The following is a 26197-nucleotide window of genomic DNA, read 5'->3' as shown; positions in this document are numbered from 1 at the left end:
TAAAAGAAAACCCCCGGTGTGGCATTAAGCCAGCCAGGGTTTTTATAGAAATGTATTATTTAATTAACTTAAAGTAGCCAGCGTAGTGATACCGCCTTTTACCACCTGGTTAAGTTCAACATTCACTTTGGTTCCAACAGGTAAGAAAACATCCACTCTTGATCCAAATTTAATAAATCCAAATTGTTCAGTCTGTACCACCTGATCACCCTCTTTTACATACCATACAATTCTACGGGCCAGCGCCCCTGCAATCTGACGAAATAAAACCGGTGTGCCATTTTTGTGTTCCACCACCGTAGTGGTGCGTTCGTTTTCCGTTGATGATTTAGGGTTCCAGGCGGCTAAATATTTCCCCGGGTGGTATTTAAAAAATTTCACCACACCCGAAATCGGGTTCCGATTAATGTGTACGTTTACCGGCGACATAAAAATGGAAACCTGTAAACGTTTATCCTTAAAGTATTCGTCTTCTTCAGTTTCCTCTATTACCACTACTTTCCCATCGGCAGGGCAGATCACCAGGTTTTCACCATTGGAAAAACTGCGGCTGGGATTGCGGAAAAACTGCAGGACAATCAGAAATAAGGCAGCGGAGAAAATATAAATGAACCAACGCAACCAGGTGATGTCGTAGTATTTATAATCAACAACAGCGTTGATCACAAAAATCAGTAAAATGGTCAGGGCAATAGTGGTATAGCCTTCCTTATGTATGGTCATAATCTTAAAATATTGCGCAAAGGTGCGAAAAATAAATTAATCCAATTAAAAATTATGCCCCGGTAGCCCTGTAAATATCGATCAGGTTTCTTCCCAATCCATTATAATCTAATCCGTAACCTACCACGAATTCATTTGGAATTTCAAAACCAATGTAGGCTAAATCTTCCATTTCGTACTTTAAAGCGGAAGGTTTAAGTAAAAGTGAGGCTACTTTTACTGATGCCGGATTTTTCTCTTTTATGGTTTTTAAAATATATGTGAGTGTTAAGCCTGTATCCACAATATCCTCTACGACAATTATATCCCTGCCTTCTATATTTTCTGGTAGGCCGATTAATTCTTTTACCTGACCGGAGCTTGAGGTACCTTCGTAAGATGCCACACGCATAAATGCCACCTCACAGGGGATGTCAACCTCCTTGATGAGATCTGCCAGGAATAAAAAACTTCCATTTAATACACCAATAAACAACGGACACTTTTTTTCATAATCGACATTCATTTGAATGCCCATTAAACGAATCCTTTTATTAATGGTCTCATTTTCTAAAAAGATTTCGAATTCTTTATCCTCTACCTGTATTTTGTGCATGCTCTTTGGTGATGTTTAATGTATTAAAGTTGAGTTGAATTGTGAATTGTCAGCTGATTTACAATCCTTTCTCCAGCTCTTTCTGCAGCCTGCGCTGCTCTCGGCGTTCCTGTCTCAACTGTTTTCTGGTTTTGGTGGTATCTGCAGGTTTAACGGTTGTGGTATCATTCTTACGCCCTCCAAAAATACGATCGAAAAGGTTTTTATTGTTATCCTGCATGATCACTGGCGGCATTCCCTCATCATCGTCGCCATCAAATGCTGAAGTATCCACAGCTGAAGTATCTGGTGCCAGGTACTGTCGTAAACCCTCTCTTAAACGAACATTGTAAAATCCATAACCAGAAGTGTCAGCGGGTGTTAAACCCCGCCTGGCCATAATGTTTCCCATGAACCTAAAATAGTTGAACATATAAGGTTTCAGACCGCCACCTGCCATAAACTTGTACATGGCTGCTTTTGGTTTCGGAACAATGCTGGCCAGGAATAACCCGTCACCAATCGTTAAGTCGGCTGGTTGCTTGCCAAAATAATACCTTGATGCTTCTCCAATGCCGTAAATGTTTTTTCCCAGTTCCATGATGTTGAAATAAACCTCCAGCATTCTGTTTTTACTTACCAGGTGATTATGTTCGATAAGCCATACAATGAGAATTTCTTCAGCTTTCCTTGCAAGTGTTTTCTGGCGACTGAGGTAAACATTTTTAACCAGCTGCATGCTGATGGTGCTTCCCCCTCTTTTAAATTTCTTTTCCTTATAATTTACGGCAATTGATTTCCGGATAGATTCTTCTACAAAACCATTGTGCGTAAAAAAGGATGGATCCTCTGCTGTTAACACGGCATTGATAAAGTTTTTTGAAATCTGATTTAATGGTGTAAAGTTGTGGTTAGCCGGGCCGATGGTAATATCACGCATGGGTTTGCCATATTCATAAGGCGTATAAACAAAAGGGCTGTTAATTTTTTGCAGGTCTGTTTTTCCCCATTTTGTAATTTTAAAATCAACAGGTGTTAATGTTGAATTAAAGCGAACACTATCCGGGATTTTGGTGTCCAGATAAAAATTAAGATTGTATTTTACCTTGCCCTGTACCTTTAAGCCTTCCAGAGATTCAAATAAACCTTGAGGAAAGGCGTTCAGAACCGCTTGTGCATCCTGTTCAGGAGCGTTAAGTTTGAGTTCGTAGATTTTGTTTTTTCCTAAAGTATATTTGATAAAGGGATGGATTTCAGCATTTTTTAAATAAGCCGTAGAGCTGCTATCTAATGCAATGTAATTCGGACCTACTAAAATATCAGCGTCTAATTTTGCGCTTTGAACAATAATATCGTTGGAGGCGATTCTTGGCTGGTTAATCAGCATATTTTTAACTGACCATGAACCGGAAATTTTATAATCATTACCACTGTATTTTGCGTTTTTTAGCTCCGTTTGAAGGGTGTCGAAACTCAACTTGGCATGAAGCTTATTATTCAGATAAGGCAATTCCAGCTTCTTCCCGTCAGCATAAGCGGTGAAGCTTAATTCTTTGCTGCCCGGATTTACATAACCATCAATATGCCAGGTAGATTCTCCATGGTTAACGTTAATGGTCGATTTTAAATCACCACCATCAATTACAGCAACCGTAGCAAAACTTAGTTTAGCTGTATCATGATCGTTAAACTTAAAAACCATGTTTTTTACATCCATATCATCAGGAATTTTGTATAAAACCTGGTTAAGGATATTATTGGCAATTTCTGACAGGTTGGATTTGCCTTTATTTTCTGTACTGTCCTTTTTCTTACGCTTTAAAATAAAATCGATATTGGTGGTGGAATCCTTCAGCACTACACTGACAAATCCATTACTCATTTTTACTTCTGATAGTTTGACATTACCAAATATTAAAGGAAGAAGCTTTACCCCAACGCTTAATTCGCCGATGTTGGAAAGCGTATCCCGCTCCTTAGGTACAATAGAAATCGCCGTCATTTTTACGGTACTCAAACCTGTAAATCCGGCAGAGCCGATTTTAATTTCCAGTCCATAATCCCGGTCAGCTTTGGCAATAGCTTTAGCCATCATTTTCTTTAACAGCGCTTCCCTTTTGCTATAGGCAACGGCACCTAAAGCCATGCAAACAATTAAAAAAACACCTAAAACCCAGGCTCCGATTTTTAAATATTTTTTAGGGATCTTGATTTTTGGTATTCGCATATAGTCGTTAAAATGGTTAATTGCTTAAACGTAACAATTAAATGTTTATTTCGTGTTAAAATTACAGTTTAAAAGCCTAAATAAAAGTATTTGTAGCGATGTTTTGTTAATTTTGAATTTAAATTAATACCATGCAAATTAGCCCGCAACAAGTTTTAGATGCCCTTAAGAATGTAGAGGATCCTGATCTGAAAAAAGATTTGGTCACCTTAAACATGATTAAGGATCTAAAAATTACTGATCAACATATAAGCTTTACACTGGAGCTCACCACACCGGCCTGCCCGATGAAAGAGATGCTCAAAAATGCCTGTACTAACGCGATTAAACATTTTGTGTCAGCAACTGCTGAAATCAGCATTAATGTTACTTCAAGGGTAACACAGCCTGTAAATTCATCCTCATTGGATAACATCAAAAACATTATTTTGGTTTCATCCGGCAAAGGAGGTGTAGGTAAATCAACGGTATCCAGCAACCTGGCTGTAGTGCTTGCCAGGGATGGTGCAAAGGTAGGTTTAATCGATGCCGATATTTATGGCCCGTCAGTGCCTACGATGTTTGATTTGGTTGATGCAAAACCAGGTGCTGAAGAAACGGCGGATGGAAAAACAAAAATTATCCCTGTTGAGAAATATGGCATCAAGATTTTATCTCTTGGTTTTTTTGCAGATCCTGGTCAGCCGGTGCCCTGGCGCGGACCAATGGCTTCAAATGCGGTAAAGCAACTTTTTAATGATACCAATTGGGGCGAACTGGATTATTTAATTGTAGATCTTCCTCCTGGTACCGGAGATATCCACATCACCATTACACAGAGTTTTCCTATATCAGGTGCTGTTGTGGTTACTACACCGCAGCAGGTTGCACTGGCTGATACGCATAAAGGGCTGGCCATGTTCCAGATGCCCGGGATCAATATTCCCATTTTAGGGGTTGTAGAAAACATGTCTTATTTTACGCCGGAAGAATTGCCGGAAAATAAATATTACATTTTTGGTAAGGGAGGCGGAACAAGACTGGCGGAAAGATTTGATGTGCCATTTTTAGGTGAAATTCCGATTATTCAAAGCATTTCAGAAGCCGGAGACCAGGGTAAGCCGGTTGCTTTAAACCAAAATCCTTTGCTGGATGTTATATTTGGAAACATTGCCAGTAAAATTGCACAGCAGATATCCATCAATAATGCGCAAATGGCGAATTGCTAAAAAATTACTATTTTTATATCTTTAAATAACCAATAATGAATTTAACAGAACAAGTAGAACAGGCATTGGAAACTATCAGGCCATATTTAAAGGCTGATGGAGGTGATGTTTCTGTTGAAGAAATTACAGCTGATGGTACAGTAAAGCTTAAGTTATTGGGCAACTGTGGCTCTTGTCCAATGAGTTTCATGACCATGAAATCGGGTATTGAACAGGCTATAATGAAAGCTGTACCGCAAATCACTTCAGTCGTTGCTGTAAACATGGCAGAGCAGGAATAGCTTTAACAATATTTAACAAGGAAGTTTTATTATTAAAATTACTTTTGTCTCAATGAGATATTGTGTTACCCTGATTTGCTTGTTTTTTTCCTTTGCTACTTTTGCACAGCAGAAGCCGGCCGGGGAAAAACTTATCCAATTTTCAGGAATTATTACCGATATCGATAGTTCAAATGTAATCCCATACGTAACCATTACCGATCTCTCCGCCAAAAGCAAACGGGTTGCCGCAGATTACCGTGGTTATTTTAGTTTTGTTGTGAATCCTGGCGACACTATTTTATTCACAGCCATTGGCTATAAAAAATTCTCTACTATAATTCCGGAGGGTACACCAGACAGTAAGTATACGATCATGGTGAAGTTAAAATCCAACGTAATTGATTTACCTTCTGTTCGTGTTTTTCCGTGGGCAACTACAGAAGAATTTACGCGGGAATTTCTATCGATGAAACTGGCTGATGATGATATGGCGATAGCCAAAAAGAATCTTTCGCGTTCATCGATAGATGGTTTGATCCAGACTTTACCACGTGATGGACAGGAAATCGGCAGTCAGAATTACCGGTACAACTTCGACAGGATGGTTAATAAAAACATGGTGCAAACCAACCCATTATTAAATCCTTTTGCCTGGGGTAAATTAATGCAGCAGATTTTTGACGGCGATAAGAAGCGAAGTGAGAATTAAGTCTTGAGTCTTAAGTTTGGAGTCTGTAGGCCTGGACATTCAAAATCGACAAATTTTCATGGCAAGGAGGCTTTTTCAGCTGACGAAGCAATCTGTTTTGCGATTGAGATTACCCCGTGCCTTGCAATGACGGAATGAATAAAAAAAGGGAAAACGTTTCCATTTTCCCTCTTCCATAACATTTATCTTTTTTTGCTCTTATTCAGGAACTTCATTTTGTAATCTGTTTTGATATTTCCTTTTGCAATGGCATCCAGTTTGCTTTTCAGCATGGTTTTACGCAGCACACTTATTTTATCGGTAAATAGTTTGCCTTCAATATGATCATATTCATGCTGAATCACACGGGCTGGCATTCCATCCACATCATCGGTATGTTCTACAAAATTTTCATCCAGGTAATTTATCTTGATATTAGGTTTACGTGAAATATTTTCACGAATATCCGGGATACTTAAACAGCCTTCATTGAACATCCATGGTTCGCCTGCTTCTTCCACGATTTTTGCGTTTATAAATACTTTTTTATAACCAGGTGTTCCATCTTCATCCTCCCCGATATCTACAATAAACAAACGGATTGGAAGACCAATTTGTGGCGCAGCAAGGCCAACACCATTTGCATAATACATGGTATCGAACATATCACTAATCAGCTTTTCCAGTTCTGGATAATCTTGATCAATATCGGTTGCGATCTTTTTTAAAATCGGATCCCCGTAAGCAACTATAGGTAATTTCATGATATAATATATTTCATTCAGACGATTAAGCCTGAGGCTATTAATTTCAACGGTTTGTCAGTCTGAGCCTGTCGAAGACCAGCTTGTTTGTATATCCTTCCACGAGTTTCAGGGTGACAGGCCAATAAAACTTAACGGTACAAAAATAACAATTATTCCGCTATCGGCGAGAAAGTAAAAATGTTAAGCCTTTCTATGTCTAAAACCTCATCAACGATTTCTGCAATCTGCCTTGTATTTACCGCGTTTATTTTTTCAAAAACGGTTTCAAGCGAATCAATTTTATCGTGGTCAATTAAGCTTTTGGCCATTGAAATGATTAATCCAATTCTGTTCTCTTCTCCTAAAGCAATCTGACCAATAAATTTGTTTTTGGCTTTTTGTAATTGAAGATCATTTAATGGCTTTTCTTTTAGTTTTTTAATTTCCTTAAAAATCAGGGCCAAAGCTTTTTCCTGTTTTTCTTTATCTGTTCCGAAATAAATAGAAAAGATTCCGGTATCGCTTAGGGGTGAAAAATTTGATTCAATAGTATATGCAATTCCATATTTCTCCCTGATTTGCAAATTTAAGACAGAACTCATGCCATTACCGCCAAAATAATTATTCAGGAGCATTAGGCCAACCTTGCTGTCCTGATAAGTAGAATAAGTTTGAGTGCCTACGATGCAATGTGCCTGCATAATGGGTTTGTAAATCGTAGTCGTTACTGGCTTTAAAAGAACTGGCTTTGCCCGATGTTTTGCCGGTGTGTTTTCTTCAACATCCGCAAAGTGCTTAATTCCTTTTTTAACCACATTGTTTAAGCTATAATTTCCAATCACTGCAACAACTATTTCATTGGTGCGGTAATTCGCCTTCCTGAAGGCAATCACATCTTCCCTGGTGAAATTTTGAACAGAATCAGTAGTGCCCAGGATATTATTGCCTAGCGGATGACCGGCAAAAAGCATATCTTCAAAATCATCGTTAATGGCTTCTTCAGGTTGATCCAGGTAAGATGCAATTTCATCCAGAATCACGCTTTTCTCCTTATCCATTTCCTCTTCCGGGAAGGTAGAATGAAAGATAATATCATTAAAAAGATCCAGCGTCCGGTCTAAATAGGGATTTAAAAAGGAAGCATGAACACAAGTGTATTCTTTAGTGGTATAGGCATTTAAATCAGCTCCAACGCTTTCCAGGCGGTTTAAAATCTGGTTGGTACTGCGTTTTTCTGTACGTTTAAAAATTAAATGCTCAATAAAATGTGCCAGGCCGGCCTTATGTTCAGCCTCATCACGTGAACCGGTGTTGATGATGATACAGGCATGTGAGATGGCTGAAGCCGATGGCACGTGCAACAAGCGAATGCCATTCGGTAAAGTGTGAACATTATATTCCATTGACCGGCAAAGATAGGGCTAATTGTTACAATATTTCCGTATCCGGATATTGCAATTGTAAAGCGGATATCAATTTATCTTTGGTAGGCCGATTGCGAATGAGGAAAATTAGGTTCACTGCGGCAAAAATTAAAAAGAATGCATTTTGTGATACAAATGTGCCTACAAGATTAAAAAGAGCACCTCCTTCTAATAATGCTGAACTCACAATAAAAGCCGTTTGATATTGATTTATTTTTGAATCAACAGCGGTAGCCTGATCTATTTTTGCAAGTAAGTTTTTAAATGCAATAATGCTCACGGAGAGCGAAATTAACCCTACAATTGGAAATATGGGGTTGAAAGGTGCAGTATTCGCCGGATTGGCATCAAAATACAATTGATTTCTGTTAATTAAAATAGTTACAATAGCAAATAGGAAGACAAAAAAGCATAATGCCAGGTGAATCATTTGAAGCGGTTTTAATTTAGCATTCATTAGGGAGTTTTTTATATTATATATGAAAAGGATAAGCTGAGCGAGTTAAAGAACCATTAATTTTTCAACTCACTCAACTTTTATATTGTTATTACTTCCTAATCCCTTCCAGTTTAAACAAGAAAGCATATCCCAATGCTTCTTCCTTTAAATAATCGAAACGGCCAGATGCACCACCATGTCCAAATTCCATATTGGTTTTAAGGAACAACACATTTTGATCTGTTTTCATTGCCCGCAATTTGGCTACCCATTTTGCAGGTTCAAAATATTGTACCTGACTGTCGTGCAAACCCGTAGTCACCAGCATATTTGGATAGACCTTTTTCGCTACATTTTCATAAGGAGAATAGCTTTTCATGTATGCATAGGCATCTTTTTTCTTTGGATTTCCCCATTCATCAAACTCATTCGTGGTTAATGGAATGCTTTCATCCAACATCGTGTTAACTACATCTACAAAAGGAACATCCGCAATGACACCATTCCATAAATCTGGTGCCATATTTACAACCGCTCCCATTAATAAGCCGCCAGCACTTCCTCCATTGGCATACAAATGTCCTTTGGAAGTGTATTTTTGATCAATCAGATATTCACCTGCAGCAATAAAGTCAGTAAAGGTGTTTTTCTTTTTCATCAGTTTACCATCCTCATACCATTGGCGGCCCATTTCTTGCCCGCCGCGAATGTTGGCGATCGCAAAAACAAAACCCCGATCTAAAAGGCTTAAGCGAACGGAAGAAAAATAGACATCAGAATTTGAGCCATATGAGCCATAACCATAAAGCAATAATGGCGATTGACCATTCTTCTCAAAACCTTTTTTGTAAACTAAGGCAACGGGAATTTTAGTGCCATCTTTTGCGGTTGCAAAAATTCGTTCTGTTACATAATCTTTAGGATTGTAACCACCTACAACCTCTTGCTGTTTCATCAGTCGCTGATCTTTTTTCTCCAAATCATAATCATAAACTGAACTTGGTGTAGTTAGGGAGGTGTAAGAATAACGCAAGGTTTTACTATTGTATTCCGGGTTTGCACCTACTCCAGCATCATAAGCCGGCTCGTCAAACTTGATGTAATAATCGCCACCATTTTTCTTCAACACACGCAATTCCGTTAATCCGTTTTTGCGTTCAGATAGCACGGTATAATCTTTAAATTCCTCAGCACTTTCGAGTAATACATCAGCACGATGTGGAATCACTTCCTTCCAGTTTTCTTTTTCCGTTTTATCCAGCGGACATTCCATCAGCCGGAAATTCTTTGCCTTCCAGTTAGTCAGGATTAAAAATTTTCCATCAACAGGCATGACATCATACAAAACATCTTTAGATCGGGCAGCGAAAACCTTGAAATCAGCTTCCGGATGATCCGCATCAATCATTTTATATTCTGAGGTTAAGGTACCCTGCGAGGCTACAAAAATGTATTTACCATTTTTAGACTTACCTACACCGATATAGTTGGTATTATCTTTCTCGTCATAAACCACTACATCGGCTTTTTCACTGGTACCAAGGGTGTGTTTTTTTATCTTTTCACTTAACAGTGTAACCGGGTTTTTAGCCGTATAAAACAAAGTTTTATTGTCATTTGCCCAGGCGCCCGGACCTTCGGTATTGGTAATGGCATCTTTATAAATTTCGCCTGTTTCGAGGTTTTTAACCTGAATGGTATATTGCCTGCGGGAAACCTGATCCACACCATAAGCCAGCAATTTATTATCCGGACTAACTTTAAAACCTGTTGCACTGAAATAAGCATGGCCTTTTGCCATTTCATCAACATCTAAAAGTACTTCTTCAGGAGCGGTTAAACTGCCTTTTTTTCTGCAGTATTTAAAGTATTGCTTACCATCTTCTGTTCGGGAATAATAAAAATATCCATTCCTGAAAACAGGAACAGACTCATCTTTTTCCTTAATCCTAGCTTTCATTTCCTTAAACAAATCAGCCTGGAAAGCATCCGTACTCTTCATCATCTCTTCCAGGTATTTATTCTCGGCTTTTAGGTAATTGACCACTTTCGTGCTATCCGGCCCTTTTTTAAAGTAATCAATCATCCAGTAATAACTATCTTCAACGGTATCGCCGTGAATTATTCTTTTGTGCGGAATGATTTCCGCCACTGGTGCCTTTACATCAGGCCATTTTATAGGTTCCATTTCTTTCTTTTGCGGGTGATTACAAGCTGAAATTGCACTAAGCAAAATCAGGGCGGGTAAAATACGTTTCATGTTTGGTTCAGGATTAGGTGATTGCAATTTAAGGAAATTGTTCATTAGTTCAATGGTCATTGGTTCGTTGGCGATATGGTAGTTCGTCGAATGCAAAAGCGCAACTTCAAGCTAATTATCGTTTTTGTAAAAATCCATCAAGCCTATAGATAATTATCTTGATTTAGAAAAATTGATGTTAAATTGCCAAACATAAGGCATTAATGTAGTCATGAAATTAGGGTACAAAAAAATAGTTGTTAAAGTCGGTTCGAATGTAATTACGAAAGAAAATGGATTACCTGATGAAGCGCGAATCAATCATTTGGTGGATCAGCTGGCAGCGATTAAACAGTTAGGCATTGAAGTTATTTTAGTTTCTTCAGGTGCTGTTGCAGCTGGAAGAAGCTTAATTAAAGTTTCTGAGAAGCAAGACGCCGTAACCACCCGGCAACTATTAGCGGCAATTGGTCAGGTAAAACTGATTAATACTTATTCTAATTTTTTGGCCATCCATCAAATAAAATGTGCCCAGGTTTTAGTAACAAAAGAAGATTTTCGTGACCGGGCGCATTACCTGAATATGAAAAACTGTATGCAAATTTTGCTGCAGAATGATGTTATTCCCGTTGTTAATGAAAATGATGTAGTGTCGGTAACCGAGTTAATGTTTACGGATAATGATGAACTGGCAGGTTTAATTGCTTCGATGTTAAGTGCTGATGCCTTGATTATCTTGTCGAATGTAGATGGAATTTACAATGGTGATCCGAAGCTGGAAGGTTCGCAGGTTATGGAAGAAATTTCGGGAACGGTTTCCAATCTGGCTTCGTTTATTCAAACCGGAAAATCACAATTTGGCAGGGGTGGAATGATTACCAAATCTACGATGGCACAAAAGGTAGCTAAGCTCGGGATTAACGTTCATATAGCCAATGGCACTAAAGATGATGTGCTGACTTCACTTTTAAATAACACTCTGATCCATACGCGGTTTGTGCCTGAAAAAAGTAAATCCGGCAAGAAGAAATGGATTGCACACTCAGAAACCGCTGCAACTGGAATTGTTAAGTTAAACGATGGTGCAAAAATGGTTCTGACCTCTGGGAAGGCTACAAGCTTATTACCTGTTGGAATCATAGAGATTCAAACTGATTTTTTAAAAGGCGATGTGATTAAAATTGTGGATGCGCAAAATGCCTTAATTGGATTGGGCATTGCAGAATACAGCTCGGATAAAGCAAGGGAAAGAATCGGACAGAAAAAACAAAAAGCCCTGGTGCATTATGATTATTTTTATTCGTTAATTTAAGCTGAAGGCTAAAGCAAAAACTTAGCGCACTTGGTCGTTAAATAAGTCTTTAGATTGCTGTTTTAAAGAAGCAAGTTTTAATACTGACTACTTGATACTAAAAAAATGAACTACTCCATATACTTCGAAAACGCTAAGAAAGCAGCCCGCCATCTTATTAATCTATCTAAAGAAAAAGTGAATGCGGTTCTTTCTGATGTAGCGGAGACGTTAATCGAAAACACATCAATCATCCTTCAGGAAAACGAAAAGGATTTGGCTAAAATGCCTATTGACGATCCTAAATATGACCGACTAAAGCTAACATCTCAACGGATTTTAGATATAGCCAACGATATTAAAAATGTGGTGAATCTGGTTAGTCCGCTAAATGAAGTATTATCAGAGAAAATTTTAGATAATGGCTTAAACCTCAAAAAAATCCGCGTTCCGTTAGGTGTGGTTGGTGTCATTTACGAAGCCCGACCGAACGTTACTGCTGATGTTTTTTCATTGTGTTTTAAAACGGGAAATGTTGCTGTTTTGAAAGGTGGAAGTGATGCTGAATCTTCAAATTTAGCCATGGCAAAAGTAATTCAGAAGGTGTTAAAAAAGCATGGAATTAATCCTGATGTACTTACCTTATTGCCTGCCGAGAGATCCGCCACTGAGGCTTTGCTTAATGCCAGAGGTTTTGTGGATGTATTAATTCCACGCGGGAGTCAGTCTTTAATTAATTATGTAAGGGAAAATAGTAAAATCCCTGTTATTGAAACCGGTGCTGGCATTGTACATACCTATTTTGATGAATCAGGAGATTTAGAGAAAGGAAAAGCTATTATTTTAAATGCCAAAACCAGACGAGTGAGTGTATGCAATGCGTTAGATTGTGTGTTGATTCACCAAAACAGACTAAATGATTTACCAGCACTTTTAATGCCACTGGCTGAAAAAAAAGTAGCGCTTTTTGCAGATGAAATAAGTTTTGAGATGCTACAATCTTCTTATCCATCAAACCTGCTAAACCGCGCTACGGAAGATCATTTTGGTACAGAATTTCTATCCTTAAAAATGGCGGTTAAAGTAGTGAATCATTTTGATGAAGCGATTAATCACATTGCTCAATATAGTTCTAAACATAGCGAAGCCATTATCTCTGAAAATGCAGAAAACATGACAAATTTCTTAAATCTGGTTGATGCAGCTGCCGTTTATGCAAATGCTTCTACCGGCTTTACCGATGGTGCCCAATTTGGATTAGGTGCAGAAATTGGCATTAGCACACAAAAACTCCATGCCCGCGGCCCGATGGGTTTGGAAGAATTAACAAGTTATAAATGGGTGGTCAGAGGCGATGGACAAGTGAGGAAATAGGATAAGACGGAAACGGTTAGCTGATGAGGATAGTCCGGAAGAATGGAAGCTGATCCCCAATGAACCATTGCGCCGGTTAAATCTCAAATACCGCTCCTCTTTCCGGTGCCACTACGTCAAAACCATCTTCCTGCAGGGCAGCAGACAGGCTCTTCAAACTTTTATCTTCACCATGCACCAGAAAAACCTTTTTTGGCTGACCAGTTTGCTTCACTGTTCGCATCAGATCGTCGTGATCTCCGTGGCCGCTTAGTAAATCGGTTTGACGAATAGTGGCATAAACCATCATTTCACGGTCTTTAATCCTGACGATTGGAGCGCCACTCAAAAGTTTATAACCGAGTGTTCCTTTGGCGCAATAGCCAATAAAAAGAATGGTACAGTAATAATTTTGAATATTATAGTACAAGTGATCCTGAATACGCCCGCCTTCTAACATTCCGGCAGAAGAAATAATGATGCAGGGATCGAAATAATTGGAAACATCCTTGCTTTCTTTCATCGTTTGAACGTAAGCCAAATGCTCAAATTCAAATTCATCGCCCATGGTTTTATAAAAATCTTTTGCCTCCTGATTCACCAGGTTATGGTGTTTACGGTAAACATCCGTTGCTTGTATCGCCATGGGGCTATCTACAAAAATCTGAACCGGGGGCAATAACTTTTTAGTGAAGATCTGATTTAAAGCAAAAACCAGTGATTGTGTCCTTCCGATACTAAAGGCAGGGATAATTAATCTGCCGGGTGTTTTGATGCAGGCTTCTTCAATTTCTTTTACCAACCTTTCTTCCAGTGTCTGGTCTTTGGTGTGGTAACGGCCACCATAAGTAGCTTCACACACAAAATAATCAACTGCCGGGATGGGTTCTGGCTTTACCAGTACCGGATAGTGTTCCCGGCCAATATCACCAGAGAAAGCGATTTTCTTTTCCTCTCCCTTGTCATTAATGGTTAAAATGGCTGCAGCGGCACCCAATAAATGCCCTACAGGGATAAATGTTAAACTGATATCGCCGTTAATTCTGAAAGGTTTGTTAAAAGCAATGGTTACGAATCGATCGATGGTATCCATCACATGTTTATGCAGGTATAAGGGTTTTGGTCCGCTGAAATTACCCCTTTTTGTGCGTGGTTTTCTACTCTGTTTCCTTAAAAAAAGTTCTACCGAATCGAATAATAATATAGCAGATAAATCAGCTGTTGGTGCTGTGCAAAGCACCTGACCATCGAAACCGAGGCGTACCAACGTCGGTAAATTACCAGAATGGTCGATGTGTGCATGGGTTAAAATCACAAGGTTGATACTGGCCGGGTCAAAAGGGAATTGTTGGTTGTCTTCCTGGTAAGTTTCCTTTTCATAATCCAATCCGCAATCTATCAATATCTTATAATGCCCAACTTCCAGCAGGTGCATACTTCCTGTTACCTGTTGCGCCGCACCCCAAAACGTTAACTTCATCTTCTAATCTTTCGGTATTTTGTTTGGTGTAAAGTAATACAAAAGCTGGAATTTTTAAGCAGTGAGAAGTAATTTTTTAAATCGAAGATTTGCAGACACTATAATTTTAACATAAGCACGAATACCGTGATTAATTTTTATGGCTTAAAAACCAGATAAGGCTTGAAAAATAGTGGAGCTGCATCCCTTGTTAAAATCTAATCTTCCTTTTCAAATCCTGAACAGAAGTCTGATATTCCTATTTAAACCTATATCTTTGTAGAAAAATTTCAGTAATGCAAGAACCATTTGATATCGAAATAGGCCCGGTAAATTATTCTGTTTTCCCCGAAGGAAATGACTCTTACACCATATTTAAAGATGGAAGAGAATATATTCAGATTCAAAAAGATACTTCTTCCATTTGGTTGAAAATGGATTATAAAACAGAACTTCCCATTTTTGAGGAAGATGAAGAGGTAAATGCCATTGGGCAGGCCATTGAAAAATATGTACCGGAAGAAGAAGATGAGGAAGAGGAATGATAAAGAGCTTGAATATTCTACTGGTTGCTAAGCCGGCAACCAGTAGAATAGCTATTTAGCTTTTAAATCATTTTTAATAATTCTTCTGCTACTTTTTCTGATGAAGCCGGATTCTGGCCTGTTATTAATAAACCATCTACAACAGCGTAGGGATTCCAATCCTCTATTTTAGAATAAATTCCGCCATTTTTAATCAACATATCCTCTATCAGAAAAGGTACCACATGAGTTAATTGTACACCTTCTTCTTCAGTATTGGTAAAGCCTGTTACTTTTTTACCTTTAACCAAATATTCACCATTCACTTTCACATCTTTCAATACACCAGGCGCATGACATACAAAGGCAACAGGTTTATTTGCGGTATAGAAATCAACAATTAGTTTTTGTGAAGTACTGCTTTCTGCCAGATCCCACAGCGGACCATGACCGCCAGGGTAAAATACGGCATCATAATCTTCCATTTTTACTTCATCCAATGGAATTGTATTTTTTAGTTTATCTAAAAGAACAGTATCGTTATCCATTCTTTTCGTATGATCAGTTTGAAACGAAGGTTCTTCACTTTTTGGATCAATTGGTGGCTGACCGCCTTTTGCTGAAGCCAATATAACTTCCACATCCTTGTCTGCTAATGCATAATATGGAGCTGCCAGTTCTTCTGACCAAAAACCTGTTTTTTTACCTGTATTTCCTAATTCGTCGTGACTCGTAAGCACGAATAAAACTTTTTTACTCATATCATTAATGTTTAATGTTATTCAAATTTAAGGCAAAGTTTATCCCTGGCACAGGACTTCAGTCACAATTTTTTTGTGCATTAAATCACACTTTTGAAGAAAGTCTGCTCAGGCTTTCTCTTGAAATGCCAAGGTATGCTGCAATTATCGTTTTAGATAAACGTTGCCCCAGCTGAGGATACTGGGAGGTAAATTGTTCAAAGCGTTCTTTCGGATTGGTGGTAAGCAAAGAAAGAATTCTTTGTTGCAGCGCTACATAACCAGAACTATTTTTTATTCTAAAAAAATGCTCCATTTTATGGTTCTCTTTACATATTTTATCCAGGTTTTCTTTGGAGATGTAAAGCAGTTCTACATTTTCAAGGCAACTGATATTGGTAATTGATTTAACGTTATTATAAAAAGCCTGAAAATCTGAAATCCACCAGTTTTCTGTTGCAAACTGAATAATGTATTCTTTGCCGCTTGCATCATTATATGTGGCTTTTAGAAGTCCGCTGATTACAAAATAGATATTATTTACCTGCTCGTCTTCCTGAATTAAATACTGATGTTTTTTTAGTTGTCTGAACCTAAAGTAGCTGTTAATCTGTTCAAATTCTTCATCAGTAAGCGATACAATTTCTTCAATATGTTTTCTTAATTCAACACTCATTTATAAATCTAAGTAAATTTAGAATCTGATTTGGTGTTATATCCGCATTTAAAATATTAAGACAAAGAAAAAGTCCCGATTTTTGTCGGGACTTGAATGCTTCTTTAAAATCTTACCGGGTACAGTTGGCCGTCCAGGTACCATTTGTATTGGAAACGCCAATTTTTAGGCTACTGGCATCAATGGTAATTCCAATTACACCGGTACCAATACTTACGTAGGTATTACCACTTTCCTGAAATTTAACACCTGTAATATCAGGAATGTTGTTTCCGAAAAAGAAGCTGTAAGTATCATTAACTTTTGTTACGGTAACTTTACCATCAGTACTGGTAATTTGGTTACCGTCTTTTGTGTAAGATACGCTGCCTCTGTAAGTACCTACAAAGAAATCTTTGTCTGCCGGGTCAGTATCTTTCTTACATGAAACCATCACGGTTAATGCTATTAATAGCATGCTGAAAATTTGGATTGTCTTTTTCATAAAATGTTTTTCAATTTGAATCTGGAAAAATAATTTACAGAATCTGTTTAAATGTAACAGGCTGTTTACAACCACTATGCCAAAAGATTTTTTTCAGGGTTAGTGTTATCTGTTAAAGCATTAAACTTAAATTTTATTTTTTATGTATAAATATCTGTTTATTAGGGTTTTAATTGATGTTTGTTTGCTTCTTTAAAATTTTCAAAATGAAATTTTTATTATGGTCAATGAATTGAATTAATTCGGCAAACTGTTTAGTTTTGTGTAGAGAAATCAGGAAACGAAGCCGCTATTTTAAAATGAGTAGAAATAAATTTACTGAAATGAGTGATAAGGAGTAACTTAAAAATGAAAAACATTTAAGTGCTGTGATTTATTTACTTGCTGGCTTCCGGTTTTGATCGTTAATTTTCAAAATATTAAAAAAATACACGCGGAGCGAAAATCAGGGGATTTATAATAATCAATTGGTTTATAAAAATGTTGCTTCGATTGAGATATTTTAACCCCCTGCTACCAGCAGTGAAGCCTTCCATTTTGGGATTGGTTGAAAAATTGATGTCATACAGTCATTTCATTTTGACAGGCATTTATATTCGTAATGCTTTGTTTGATCGTGACTAGCTAGAAAGATAAAGACCCAACCCCATTGATTATTTAACTTGTCTATCTGTAGTGCATTATTTTCACTTAATGCCAGTTGAAACTGGTTGTTTTTAAATTTCCCAAAAATAAATGGAATCGGGATAATGGTTCGCTTATGGACAGATACAAAGTAATTATTCTTGAGTTTGCCTTTTACAGCTAGTTCTGATTTTTGTTTGCCACCCAAGAATAATATTGCCTTTATTTTGTTTTTACCTATGGCCTGGAGCTCAATTCTCTCACCTTCGGCATTAAATGCGGGCATATGGTTTAAACTTAATTGATTCCATAGTGAGTTAGCTGAATCAGAAGAATTTATTTTATTGGAATAATTGCCATTAAAAGCGCTTAAGTCAGAAATTTTTCTGATTCCATCTTGTTTTGTTTGCTTTAATGAAACACAACTGGAAAGAAGAATTATACATGATACATATAGGCACCATTTCATAAGCGAGCGTTTGTTGAATGAAAATAGTCATTTATTGTTAATGTGAGCAATTATTGATTTCGTTAATGTCTGGATAGGCATTATCATACAGTTGTTATTCATCATCTAAGTTTCGGTAAAAATCGTTAACAAAAGTTTTTTGTCCATCATTAAAAATATTGACACAATTGAAATTTATGATCAATCCCTGGGGCGCTTCTAGTAACTTCATGTAGGTTAATACCTGGGCTTCAAAAATAGGTTCTATTGTTTTTGATGCTTTTACTTCAACCACCAGGCAGCCTTCTATTAATAAATCAGATCTTAAATAGGCAGCCACCTCTATTTCTTTATACCTTACGGGCATTGAAACTTCAGTTATAAAGTTTATATTTCTAAGCATCAGTTCGTGTTTCATACACTCATGATATACACTTTCTAATAGGCCAGGTCCAAGGGCTTTGTGAATTTCTATTGCTGCACCGATAACATTGTATGTTATTGCTCTTAAAGATGTTTTAGTCATGTGTATTTATATTCTCATTATAAGGTTAATCATATAGGGATTTTAGTTCATATAGCTTTTGTTTTAATCGATAGCTGGTTATATTTATGTGCAATATTTCTATATGGCGATCTCGTTTTCAGGTTAACCACATAGGCATTTAATTCATATAGATTATCTTAAATAATCATTTTTATAGATTTTGCTATATGTGCTATATTCCTATATGGTCCAAGTATGATTATTCTTTGCCATGAGGTCATACAGATTTGTTTTGTAAATGATAATATGTTCAGTTTATGGATTTACGATATCGGATGCTCACCATTTCAAGTTTAAACCATGTATATTGCGCTATTCATGATAATTGTTTACCCAGCCCATCCATCACGGTCTAAACTTCTGTAATTAATTGATTCTGCCAAATGCTCTAGCGCCACATTTTCGCTGCCATCTAGGTCTGCAATGGTTCTAGCTACTTTTAAAATCCGGTCGTATGCGCGGGCAGATAAACCCAAACTTTCCATGGCTGATTTTAGCAGCGCCGTTCCTGCTTCACTGATCTGACAAACTTTGCGCACCATTTTCGGGCTCATTTGTGCATTGTAATGCAAATCTGCTTTGCCAGCAAAGCGTTGATCCTGAATTTCTCTGGCCTGTATAACCCGTTTCCGGATGTGTTCGCTTTTTTCCGCTTCGCGGGATGAAGCCAGCTCAGAAAAATTGACAGGTGTAACTTCCACATGTAAATCGATGCGATCCAAAAGCGGACCTGATATTTTACTAAGGTATTTTTGTACAACACCCGGAGCGCAAACACAGTCTTTTTCCGGATGATTATAAAAACCGCAGGGGCATGGATTCATGGAAGCCACCAGCATAAAGCTTGCAGGATATTCAACTGAGAAGCGTGCCCTAGAAATGGCTACTTTACGGTCTTCCAGGGGTTGCCGCATTACTTCTAAAACAGTTCGTTTAAACTCAGGCAATTCATCTAAAAACAATACCCCGTTATGTGCCAGAGAAATTTCTCCCGGTTGAGGATTGATTCCGCCGCCAACCAGAGCAACATCAGAAATGGTATGGTGTGGCGACCGATAGGGACGAACAGTCATGAGTGCATCGGCTGCAGAAAGTTTCCCTGCTACAGAATGAATTTTAGTGGTTTCCAGCGCTTCTGGCAGGTTTAATGGAGGTAAGATAGTGGGTAAACGTTTTGCCAGCATGGTTTTTCCTGCTCCGGGAGGACCAATCAGAATTACATTATGTCCGCCAGCGGCGGCAATTTCCAAGGCCCTTTTAATATTTTCCTGCCCCTTAACATCTGCGAAATCATGTTCATAATTACCAATGTTTTTAAGGAATTCTTCTTGAGTATTAATCTTAACCGGTTCAAGAGGCATACTTTTATTGAAGAACGCGATTACCTGCGATAAGGTTTCAACACCATAGGCTATTAATCCATCAACAATGGCTGCTTCGCGTACGTTTTGTTTTGGCAAAATAAAACCTTTAAAACCGTCTTCCTGCGCCTGGATGGCAATAGGCAGAGCGCCCTTAATGGGTTGGATGGTGCCATCCAATGAAAGCTCACCCATGATGAAGTAGTTTTCCAGTTCTTCTGACGGAATCTGACCGGAAGCCGCTAAAATGCCAATAGCAATGGGTAAGTCATATGCCGAACCCTCTTTTCTAAGATCAGCGGGTGCAAGGTTAACCACTATCTTTTGTTTTGGCATCCGAAAACCAGCAACGTTGATGGCGCTTGCCACCCGTTGTAAACTTTCTTTTACGGCATTATCGGGCAAACCAACCATATAGTATTTGTTGCCTCCACTGATACTGACCTCAATGGTAATGGTGAGTGCATTTACGCCAAAAACAGCGCTTCCGTAAGTTTTTACAAGCATGAATTATCGTAAAAATAAAACGGGATGTTATGTTATTCGGGGATGAATTATTGGATTCTAATATAGAAATAAATATTTAATTTATAAATTTTCGGCGACTAATCAGCTGAGGCTATCTCCCCTTTAACAAAAAAATCCCAACCATTTCTGATCGGGATGTACATATTTAATATCCTGTAGTCGCTTTTTGCTTTAAACTTTCAGTTTATGCCTATCTTTTTCCAAACGGCATTTTCGGCATGCCTTTCATCATTGCGGCTGCGGCTGCGGGGTTAGAAAACTGCTTCATCATTTTGCGCATGTCTTCAAATTGCTTAATCAGTTTGGTCACCTCTTCTACCTTGTTTCCTGAACCTTTGGCAATGCGTAAACGGCGGCTTTGCTGAATGGCATCAGGATTTTCTTTCTCAAATGGTGTCATAGAGTTGATAATGGCTTCGATAGATTTAAATGCATCATCCTGGATATCTACATTTTTCATCATCTTGCCTACGCCCGGAATCATACCCATCAAATCTTTCATGTTACCCATTTTCTTGATTTGCTGAATCTGGCTGTAAAAATCGTTGAAATCAAATTTATTCTTACGGATTTTTTTCTGCAGTTCAGCTGCTTCCTTCTCATCAAACTGCATTTGTGCACGTTCAACAAGAGAAACCACATCACCCATACCTAAAATACGGGAGGCCATACGATCCGGATAAAACACATCAAGTGCTTCCATCTTCTCGCCGGTACCAATAAATTTAATGGGTTTATTTACAACAGATTTAATGGATAGTGCAGCACCCCCCCGGGTATCTCCATCCAGTTTGGTTAAAACAACGCCGGTAAAGTCTAATCTGTCATTAAATACTTTTGCAGTATTCACGGCATCTTGTCCAGTCATTGAATCCACTACAAATAAAATTTCGTGTGGTTGGGTTTTTGCCTTCACCTCCGAAATTTCATTCATCAGCGACTCATCAATCGCTAAACGACCGGCAGTATCAATAATGATCACATTATTGCCGTTTTGTTTACCATGTGCAATACCCTCCAAAGCAATACCAACAGGATCGTTAGATTCACGGTTGGCATAAACAGATACACCTACTGAAGTTCCCAAAACCTCCAATTGATCTACCGCTGCAGGACGATACATATCACCGGCCACCAATAGCGGTTTTTTTCCTTTTCCTTTTAAATGTAAAGCCAGTTTACCGGCGAAAGTAGTTTTACCTGCACCATTTAAACCAGCAATTAGTATAACGGTTGGATTTGCTTTAGTATCTAACTCTTTAACCTCCCCGCCCATTAAGGCAGCAAGTTCATCGTTCATGATTTTGGTAAGCAACTGACCCGGTGAAACGGCGGTAAGCACGTTCTGGCCCAATGCTTTTTGCCTTACATCATCAGTAAATGCTTTAGCGGTTTTATAGTTAACATCGGCATCTAATAAAGCTTTGCGGATCTCCTTCATGGTTTCTGCCACGTTGATTTCCGTAATGCTGCCTTGCCCTTTTAATACTTTAAATGCCCTGTCTAGCTTGTCCTGTAAATTATCAAACATCTTTTTATAAGCTAACAGCCTCTTACCTGAAGGTAGAGGCTACTTTTTTTAATGAAAAGCAAATGTATCAATTTTTGATTGTAAATCTCTGCAACTCAAAGTCAAAAATCTTTTTAAAAATGAATGTTTACATCTATCCTTGCATAGGTGAGGTACTTCCGTTGCCTGATTTATACCTTATAAAAATTGTATTTAAACAACTATTATCAGAACTGCTTTATACTCAATCCATGCTGATTCATTAATTAAATAGTCTGCAGTTTGATCGCTTAAGGGCTGATGAAGGCCTGCATCACTACAGATGGAGCTTTTATTCATTGTTTCGCCTTATTTAAGTTGCACTTTGCTCGGATCGAATTGTCATAAGTCCGACGAAACCCCGGCTTAAGTGCGTCGAAAGTCCGTAGAAACGGTTATACTGTTGTATGTCAGCTAAAATCAGTGTGGATCAGATCCGTTTCAATGCAGTTTAAATCCTTTTGATGTTGTACAGATTAATTAAAAGGAGCGGTTAGGCAATCATTCTTCGGTCTGAAACACCACCTAATTTTTTTTGATGCAACATTTTGTAATGGTGTTAGTCTTATGCTTAACTAAACTAAATCGATGAAACGCTGGTTCTCCCTTATTTTTATATTTCTTTATGCTTATTGTGCTGCCCAGAATCCTGCTAAACAAAAGGAACTTCAAGCGGTAAGAACCATTGAAACACCCAAAATTGATGGCATTTTAAATGATGCCTGCTGGAATAATGTACCTTTTGCTACAGATTTTTTTGAAATTCGCCCTGTTCCGGGGAGGGTTGAAGCGAAAGACCGGCGTACGGAAGTGAAAGTAGTTTATGATGATGTGGCCATTTATGTTTACGCCCGGATGTACGATCATCCGGATAGCGTATCACATGAACTGGTTTCAAGGGATCAGATTGGAAATGCCGATTTTATCTCGGTTATTTTAGATCCTTTTTATGATAAAATGAATGGAAACGGATTTTTCGTTACTGCTGCAGGTGTTCAGTTCGATGCCAAATACTCGCAGGTAGGCGATGAAGATTCCAACTGGAATGCAGTTTGGGAAAGTGCTGTTAAAATTGATCAGCAGGGCTGGACCTGCGAAATGAAGATCCCCTATTCAGCACTGCGCTTTTCAAGCCAGGACATTCAAAACTGGGGAATTAATTTTAGCCGGCGCATTCAGCGAACCAATACACAATCATTCTGGAATTTTGTAGATCCCAAAGTAAATGGCTTCATTAACCAGGAAGGGCTTTTTACAGGCATTAAAAACATCAAACCACCCCTGCGGCTTTCATTCTCACCATATGTTTCAGGCTATATCAATCACTACCCGGCCAATTTGCCAGGTGTTAAGAATACCACATCACGCTTTAATGGTGGCATGGATGTAAAGTATGGTATAAATAACAGTTTTACGCTGGATATGACATTGGTGCCTGATTTTGGTCAGGTGCAGTCTGATAACCGCATCTTAAACCTGACGCCCTTTGAAGTTAAATTTAATGAAAACCGGCAGTTCTTTACAGAAGGTACAGAATTGTTTAATAAGGGAGATTTATTTTATTCCAAGCGTATAGGCTCAATTCCGGCTTATCATGATTTTAGTGGAATTAATGGAACCGACAAAGTTGTAAAAGACCAGACCGAAGCAAAGGTTTTAAACGCCACTAAAATTTCAGGGCGTACGGCTAAAGGTTTAGGAATCGGAATTTTTAATGCAATCACCAACAGCATGCAAACAGAAGTGGAAGATGCACAAGGTAACCTTCGTCAGGTAGAAACACAACCCTTAACCAATTATAATATCCTGGTTTTTGATCAGTCATTAAAAAACAACAGCTCTGCAACATTTATCAATACCAATGTGCTACGGCAGGGAAGCGCATATGATGCGAATGTTACCGCTTTATTACTCAACTTAAATAGCAAAGGGAACAAATATTTTATCAATGGGAATGGTAAAATGAGTAATCTGAAAGGCGAAGAAGTACATACGGGCTATAGCTATACCCTTCGTTTTGGAAAGCAAAGCGGAAATTTTACCTGGAGTTATAATCAGGTATATGCGGATGATCAGTTTAATCCCTCAGACATGGGATTTTTTACCAACAATAACTTTCTGGATCAGCGGATTGGGCTGGGTTATAATGTTTTTAAACCTGGTAAATGGTATAATGAATGGCAAAACTGGTTCAATATGACCTATTCCAGGCGAGCTACTCCTGGCGATTATCAAAGCCTTGGCATAGAAACGGGATCTTATGTACGGTTTAAAAATTTATGGTCGGCAGAACTGAATGTAAATTATGATGCTAAGAGGAATGATTTCTATGAAGCCAGAAATGGTCAGGTTTATAAAGCACCGGAAAGTTTTGGCCTGGCGCTTTACATTAATCCAAATCGTGCAAAGGCCTATAATTTTGGCGGGAATATCCGCTACCAGGAACAGCAGCTTTTTGCAGGTAAATCTTACAACTTCTATCTGTTTCAAAACTTCAGGTTAAATGATCAGGTTGCATTTGGACTTGATTTAAGCTTCAATCCGAACTATAATTATGTAAATTGGGTAACTAATCAGAACAGTCAGGCCATCTTTTCTAAATATGACAGGAGAACCGTTGAGAATTCTTTTGATGCCAAATACACTTTTACCAACTTAATGGGGGTAACCGTTGTGCTCAGACATTATTGGAGCGACAGAAGAAACAAGGATTTTTACCTGCTGAAACCGGATGGACATTTAACTGATTACGAGGGGCCGGCTTTAAACGGTATGGATCGCAATTATAATGTATTTAATATCGATTTGATTTACATCTGGCAGTTTGCACCCGGAAGTACACTTTCCGTTTCTTATAAAGATGCTGCAGAAACTTCCGATAATTTTTACAGGCAGCGGTATAACAAAAACCTCAGCGGAATTTTAAATGCGCCCCAAAACAACAGCCTATCCGTTAAGGTGTTATATTTTGTGGATTATTTGGACCTGAAGAAGAAGAGGAAGAAGGCTTAAACTTTTTTCAGATGATCATCGTTTAAATATTTGCGACTAAAGACTTTGGATTTCCAACCAGCCTACCTCGCTTTGCCCGGACTCACCCCAAATTTTTTGTTAAATGCATGGCTAAAATGCTGAACGGACGAATAGCCTAATTGATCTGAAATATCTTTAATATTTAACTGATGATCAGCTAAGAGTGCCTTTGCTTTCATCAGTTTATAGTCGCTTAAATAACCAAAAACAGTATGGTTAAAGGTTTCTTTGAAGCCCCTTTTTAGTTTAAACTCATTAATCCCGGCAGCCTTCGCTAATTCGGTTAAAGATGGCGGATGATGGGCATGCTGAAGCAAATATTCTCTGGCATAATAAATCCTGTCCTTATCGTAATCTGATTTTAAAGTCTTTGTTACTGATCTTTTATTTGCATACTCAAATGCCTGTGCCTGCAGTGCCAGTAGCTCAACACACTTCGATTGCAGAAACAATAACTTCAGGCCACCTGTAAAGGTACAGTTCATGATATCATTGATACAGGCATACATGGCTATGCTGATGGGTAGATTATCAGCAGAAATTGCCATGGGTTTATTGTTCATGATGGTGTCGCCAAATCTCTTTAACAGGGAACTGCTATCACTGGTTAGATCCACAAATTTATCCCGGCGAAAATGAACCTCAAAAAATTTGTGTGATCTATCCGTATTGAACTTCGCAATTCCATCAAAATGTGGGGTGTAAATAATATTATGCTGATTGGCTTTCATGGCTATTTTCTTTTTGGTTAGAAAATTCTCTAAAATGCCCCCTCCCTTGATTGAAAAATGAAGCTCTACCAACTCCGCATCATCAAAAGACTTTATTCGCAACTGGTTTTCCTTTACCAAAACATCTCCATAAACAATAAAAATACCTGAGAAAGCAATCTGTACAAATTCTGCATCGCCAAAAGGAAAGCTAAATTTCTCTTTTCGCTCCGTAACCAATGGCTGGTTTATATCGGCCTGATCAATCATATGGTTAACAACATATTGCTGGTTTGATTTATCGTAAATACTTAAAGACATAAAATCCCTTTCATATAA

At 38.2% G+C, this 26197-nt stretch carries 23 protein-coding genes; 7 read left to right on the top strand and 16 right to left on the bottom strand.

The features are described 5' to 3' along the window. Positions 1-63: 63 nt before the first annotated feature. The 3 genes from CBW18_RS10585 to CBW18_RS10575 are packed head-to-tail and all read right to left on the bottom strand — an operon-like array spanning position 64 to position 3524. Positions 64-723: a phosphatidylserine decarboxylase family protein gene (locus CBW18_RS10585; protein ID WP_088301243.1), complete on the bottom strand. Its 660-nt coding sequence runs from the start codon at positions 721-723 to the stop codon at positions 64-66. Positions 724-775: 52 nt separating this feature from the next. Continuing rightward, positions 776-1318 carry a hypoxanthine phosphoribosyltransferase gene (gene hpt / locus CBW18_RS10580; RefSeq protein ID WP_088301242.1) on the bottom strand — a complete coding sequence of 181 codons (543 nt, stop codon included), beginning with the start codon at positions 1316-1318 and terminating at the stop codon, positions 776-778. Positions 1319-1376: 58 nt separating this feature from the next. Beyond that, a complete protein-coding gene (locus CBW18_RS10575; RefSeq protein WP_088301241.1) occupies positions 1377-3524 on the bottom strand; it encodes a transglycosylase domain-containing protein in 2148 nt (715 codons plus the stop codon). A gap of 131 nt (positions 3525-3655) precedes the next feature. Here CBW18_RS10575 and CBW18_RS10570 point away from each other — a divergent pair, with 131 nt between their 5' ends. From CBW18_RS10570 to CBW18_RS10560, 3 genes are read left to right on the top strand one after another with little or no spacing between them, the layout of a single operon-like run. Beyond that, positions 3656-4732: an Mrp/NBP35 family ATP-binding protein gene (locus CBW18_RS10570; protein WP_088301240.1), complete on the top strand. Its 1077-nt coding sequence runs from the start codon at positions 3656-3658 to the stop codon at positions 4730-4732. A 35-nt stretch (positions 4733-4767) separates the two neighbouring features. Beyond that, positions 4768-5013 (top strand): NifU family protein, encoded by a 246-nt coding sequence (locus tag CBW18_RS10565; RefSeq protein ID WP_088301239.1) that lies wholly within the window; start codon positions 4768-4770, stop codon positions 5011-5013. Positions 5014-5065: 52 nt separating this feature from the next. After that, positions 5066-5704 carry a hypothetical protein gene (locus CBW18_RS10560; protein ID WP_088301238.1) on the top strand — a complete coding sequence of 213 codons (639 nt, stop codon included), beginning with the start codon at positions 5066-5068 and terminating at the stop codon, positions 5702-5704. A gap of 182 nt (positions 5705-5886) precedes the next feature. Here the strand turns inward: CBW18_RS10560 and def are convergent, their stop codons facing one another. The 4 genes from def to CBW18_RS10540 form a co-directional block, all read right to left on the bottom strand. Further along, positions 5887-6447 (bottom strand): peptide deformylase, encoded by a 561-nt coding sequence (gene def, locus CBW18_RS10555; RefSeq protein ID WP_088301237.1) that lies wholly within the window; start codon positions 6445-6447, stop codon positions 5887-5889. A gap of 152 nt (positions 6448-6599) precedes the next feature. After that, a complete protein-coding gene (locus tag CBW18_RS10550; RefSeq protein ID WP_088301236.1) occupies positions 6600-7832 on the bottom strand; it encodes a pitrilysin family protein in 1233 nt (410 codons plus the stop codon). A 25-nt stretch (positions 7833-7857) separates the two neighbouring features. Continuing rightward, positions 7858-8310, bottom strand: a complete 453-nt coding sequence (locus CBW18_RS10545) for a hypothetical protein (protein WP_088301235.1) — start codon at positions 8308-8310, stop codon at positions 7858-7860. A gap of 91 nt (positions 8311-8401) precedes the next feature. Further along, positions 8402-10552 carry a S9 family peptidase gene (locus CBW18_RS10540; RefSeq protein ID WP_088301373.1) on the bottom strand — a complete coding sequence of 717 codons (2151 nt, stop codon included), beginning with the start codon at positions 10550-10552 and terminating at the stop codon, positions 8402-8404. A 211-nt stretch (positions 10553-10763) separates the two neighbouring features. Between CBW18_RS10540 and proB the strand changes: the two genes are divergently transcribed. Together proB and CBW18_RS10530 are read left to right on the top strand one after the other, a co-directional pair. Then, on the top strand, positions 10764-11843 hold the full coding sequence (gene proB, locus CBW18_RS10535; RefSeq protein ID WP_088301234.1) for a glutamate 5-kinase: 1080 nt from the start codon (positions 10764-10766) through the stop codon (positions 11841-11843). Between the two features lie 105 nt (positions 11844-11948). Continuing rightward, positions 11949-13196, top strand: a complete 1248-nt coding sequence (locus CBW18_RS10530) for a glutamate-5-semialdehyde dehydrogenase (RefSeq protein WP_088301233.1) — start codon at positions 11949-11951, stop codon at positions 13194-13196. A gap of 76 nt (positions 13197-13272) precedes the next feature. Here the strand turns inward: CBW18_RS10530 and CBW18_RS10525 are convergent, their stop codons facing one another. Further along, the gene (locus CBW18_RS10525) at positions 13273-14655 is read right to left on the bottom strand and encodes an MBL fold metallo-hydrolase RNA specificity domain-containing protein (protein WP_088301232.1); all 1383 of its coding nucleotides are present in this window, start codon (positions 14653-14655) and stop codon (positions 13273-13275) included. 275 nt (positions 14656-14930) lie between these two features. Here CBW18_RS10525 and CBW18_RS10520 point away from each other — a divergent pair, with 275 nt between their 5' ends. Then, positions 14931-15179 (top strand): hypothetical protein, encoded by a 249-nt coding sequence (locus CBW18_RS10520; protein ID WP_088301231.1) that lies wholly within the window; start codon positions 14931-14933, stop codon positions 15177-15179. 62 nt (positions 15180-15241) lie between these two features. Here the strand turns inward: CBW18_RS10520 and CBW18_RS10515 are convergent, their stop codons facing one another. From CBW18_RS10515 to ffh, 7 genes are all read right to left on the bottom strand, one after another. Continuing rightward, positions 15242-15919 (bottom strand): type 1 glutamine amidotransferase domain-containing protein, encoded by a 678-nt coding sequence (locus CBW18_RS10515; protein WP_088301230.1) that lies wholly within the window; start codon positions 15917-15919, stop codon positions 15242-15244. Positions 15920-16004: 85 nt separating this feature from the next. Next, positions 16005-16574 carry a Crp/Fnr family transcriptional regulator gene (locus CBW18_RS10510; protein ID WP_088301229.1) on the bottom strand — a complete coding sequence of 190 codons (570 nt, stop codon included), beginning with the start codon at positions 16572-16574 and terminating at the stop codon, positions 16005-16007. Between the two features lie 112 nt (positions 16575-16686). Beyond that, the gene (locus CBW18_RS10505) at positions 16687-17058 is read right to left on the bottom strand and encodes a hypothetical protein (protein ID WP_088301372.1); all 372 of its coding nucleotides are present in this window, start codon (positions 17056-17058) and stop codon (positions 16687-16689) included. Positions 17059-17632: 574 nt separating this feature from the next. Continuing rightward, positions 17633-17968, bottom strand: coding sequence for a hypothetical protein (locus tag CBW18_RS21220; RefSeq protein WP_140418661.1), 336 nt, complete (start codon positions 17966-17968; stop codon positions 17633-17635). 277 nt (positions 17969-18245) lie between these two features. Then, positions 18246-18656 (bottom strand): GxxExxY protein, encoded by a 411-nt coding sequence (locus tag CBW18_RS10495; protein WP_172406493.1) that lies wholly within the window; start codon positions 18654-18656, stop codon positions 18246-18248. Positions 18657-19006: 350 nt separating this feature from the next. Then, positions 19007-20545, bottom strand: coding sequence for a YifB family Mg chelatase-like AAA ATPase (locus CBW18_RS10490; RefSeq protein ID WP_088301226.1), 1539 nt, complete (start codon positions 20543-20545; stop codon positions 19007-19009). Positions 20546-20756: 211 nt separating this feature from the next. Then, positions 20757-22097, bottom strand: a complete 1341-nt coding sequence (ffh, locus tag CBW18_RS10485) for a signal recognition particle protein (protein ID WP_088301225.1) — start codon at positions 22095-22097, stop codon at positions 20757-20759. Positions 22098-22703: 606 nt separating this feature from the next. On the opposite strand from ffh, the gene CBW18_RS10480 reads away from it, so the two are divergent. Beyond that, positions 22704-25127, top strand: coding sequence for a DUF5916 domain-containing protein (locus CBW18_RS10480; protein ID WP_088301224.1), 2424 nt, complete (start codon positions 22704-22706; stop codon positions 25125-25127). A gap of 62 nt (positions 25128-25189) precedes the next feature. On the opposite strand, the gene CBW18_RS10475 is transcribed toward CBW18_RS10480, so the two are convergent. Further along, positions 25190-26179 carry a helix-turn-helix transcriptional regulator gene (locus CBW18_RS10475; RefSeq protein WP_088301223.1) on the bottom strand — a complete coding sequence of 330 codons (990 nt, stop codon included), beginning with the start codon at positions 26177-26179 and terminating at the stop codon, positions 25190-25192. Between the last annotated feature and the right edge of the window lie 18 nt (positions 26180-26197).

The sequence above is a fragment of the Pedobacter sp. AJM genome, from assembly GCF_002197755.1.
Lineage (GTDB): Bacteria > Bacteroidota > Bacteroidia > Sphingobacteriales > Sphingobacteriaceae > Pedobacter.
Note: the sequence above shows the minus strand (reverse complement) of the source record. Positions and strands in the feature narration are given on the sequence as shown.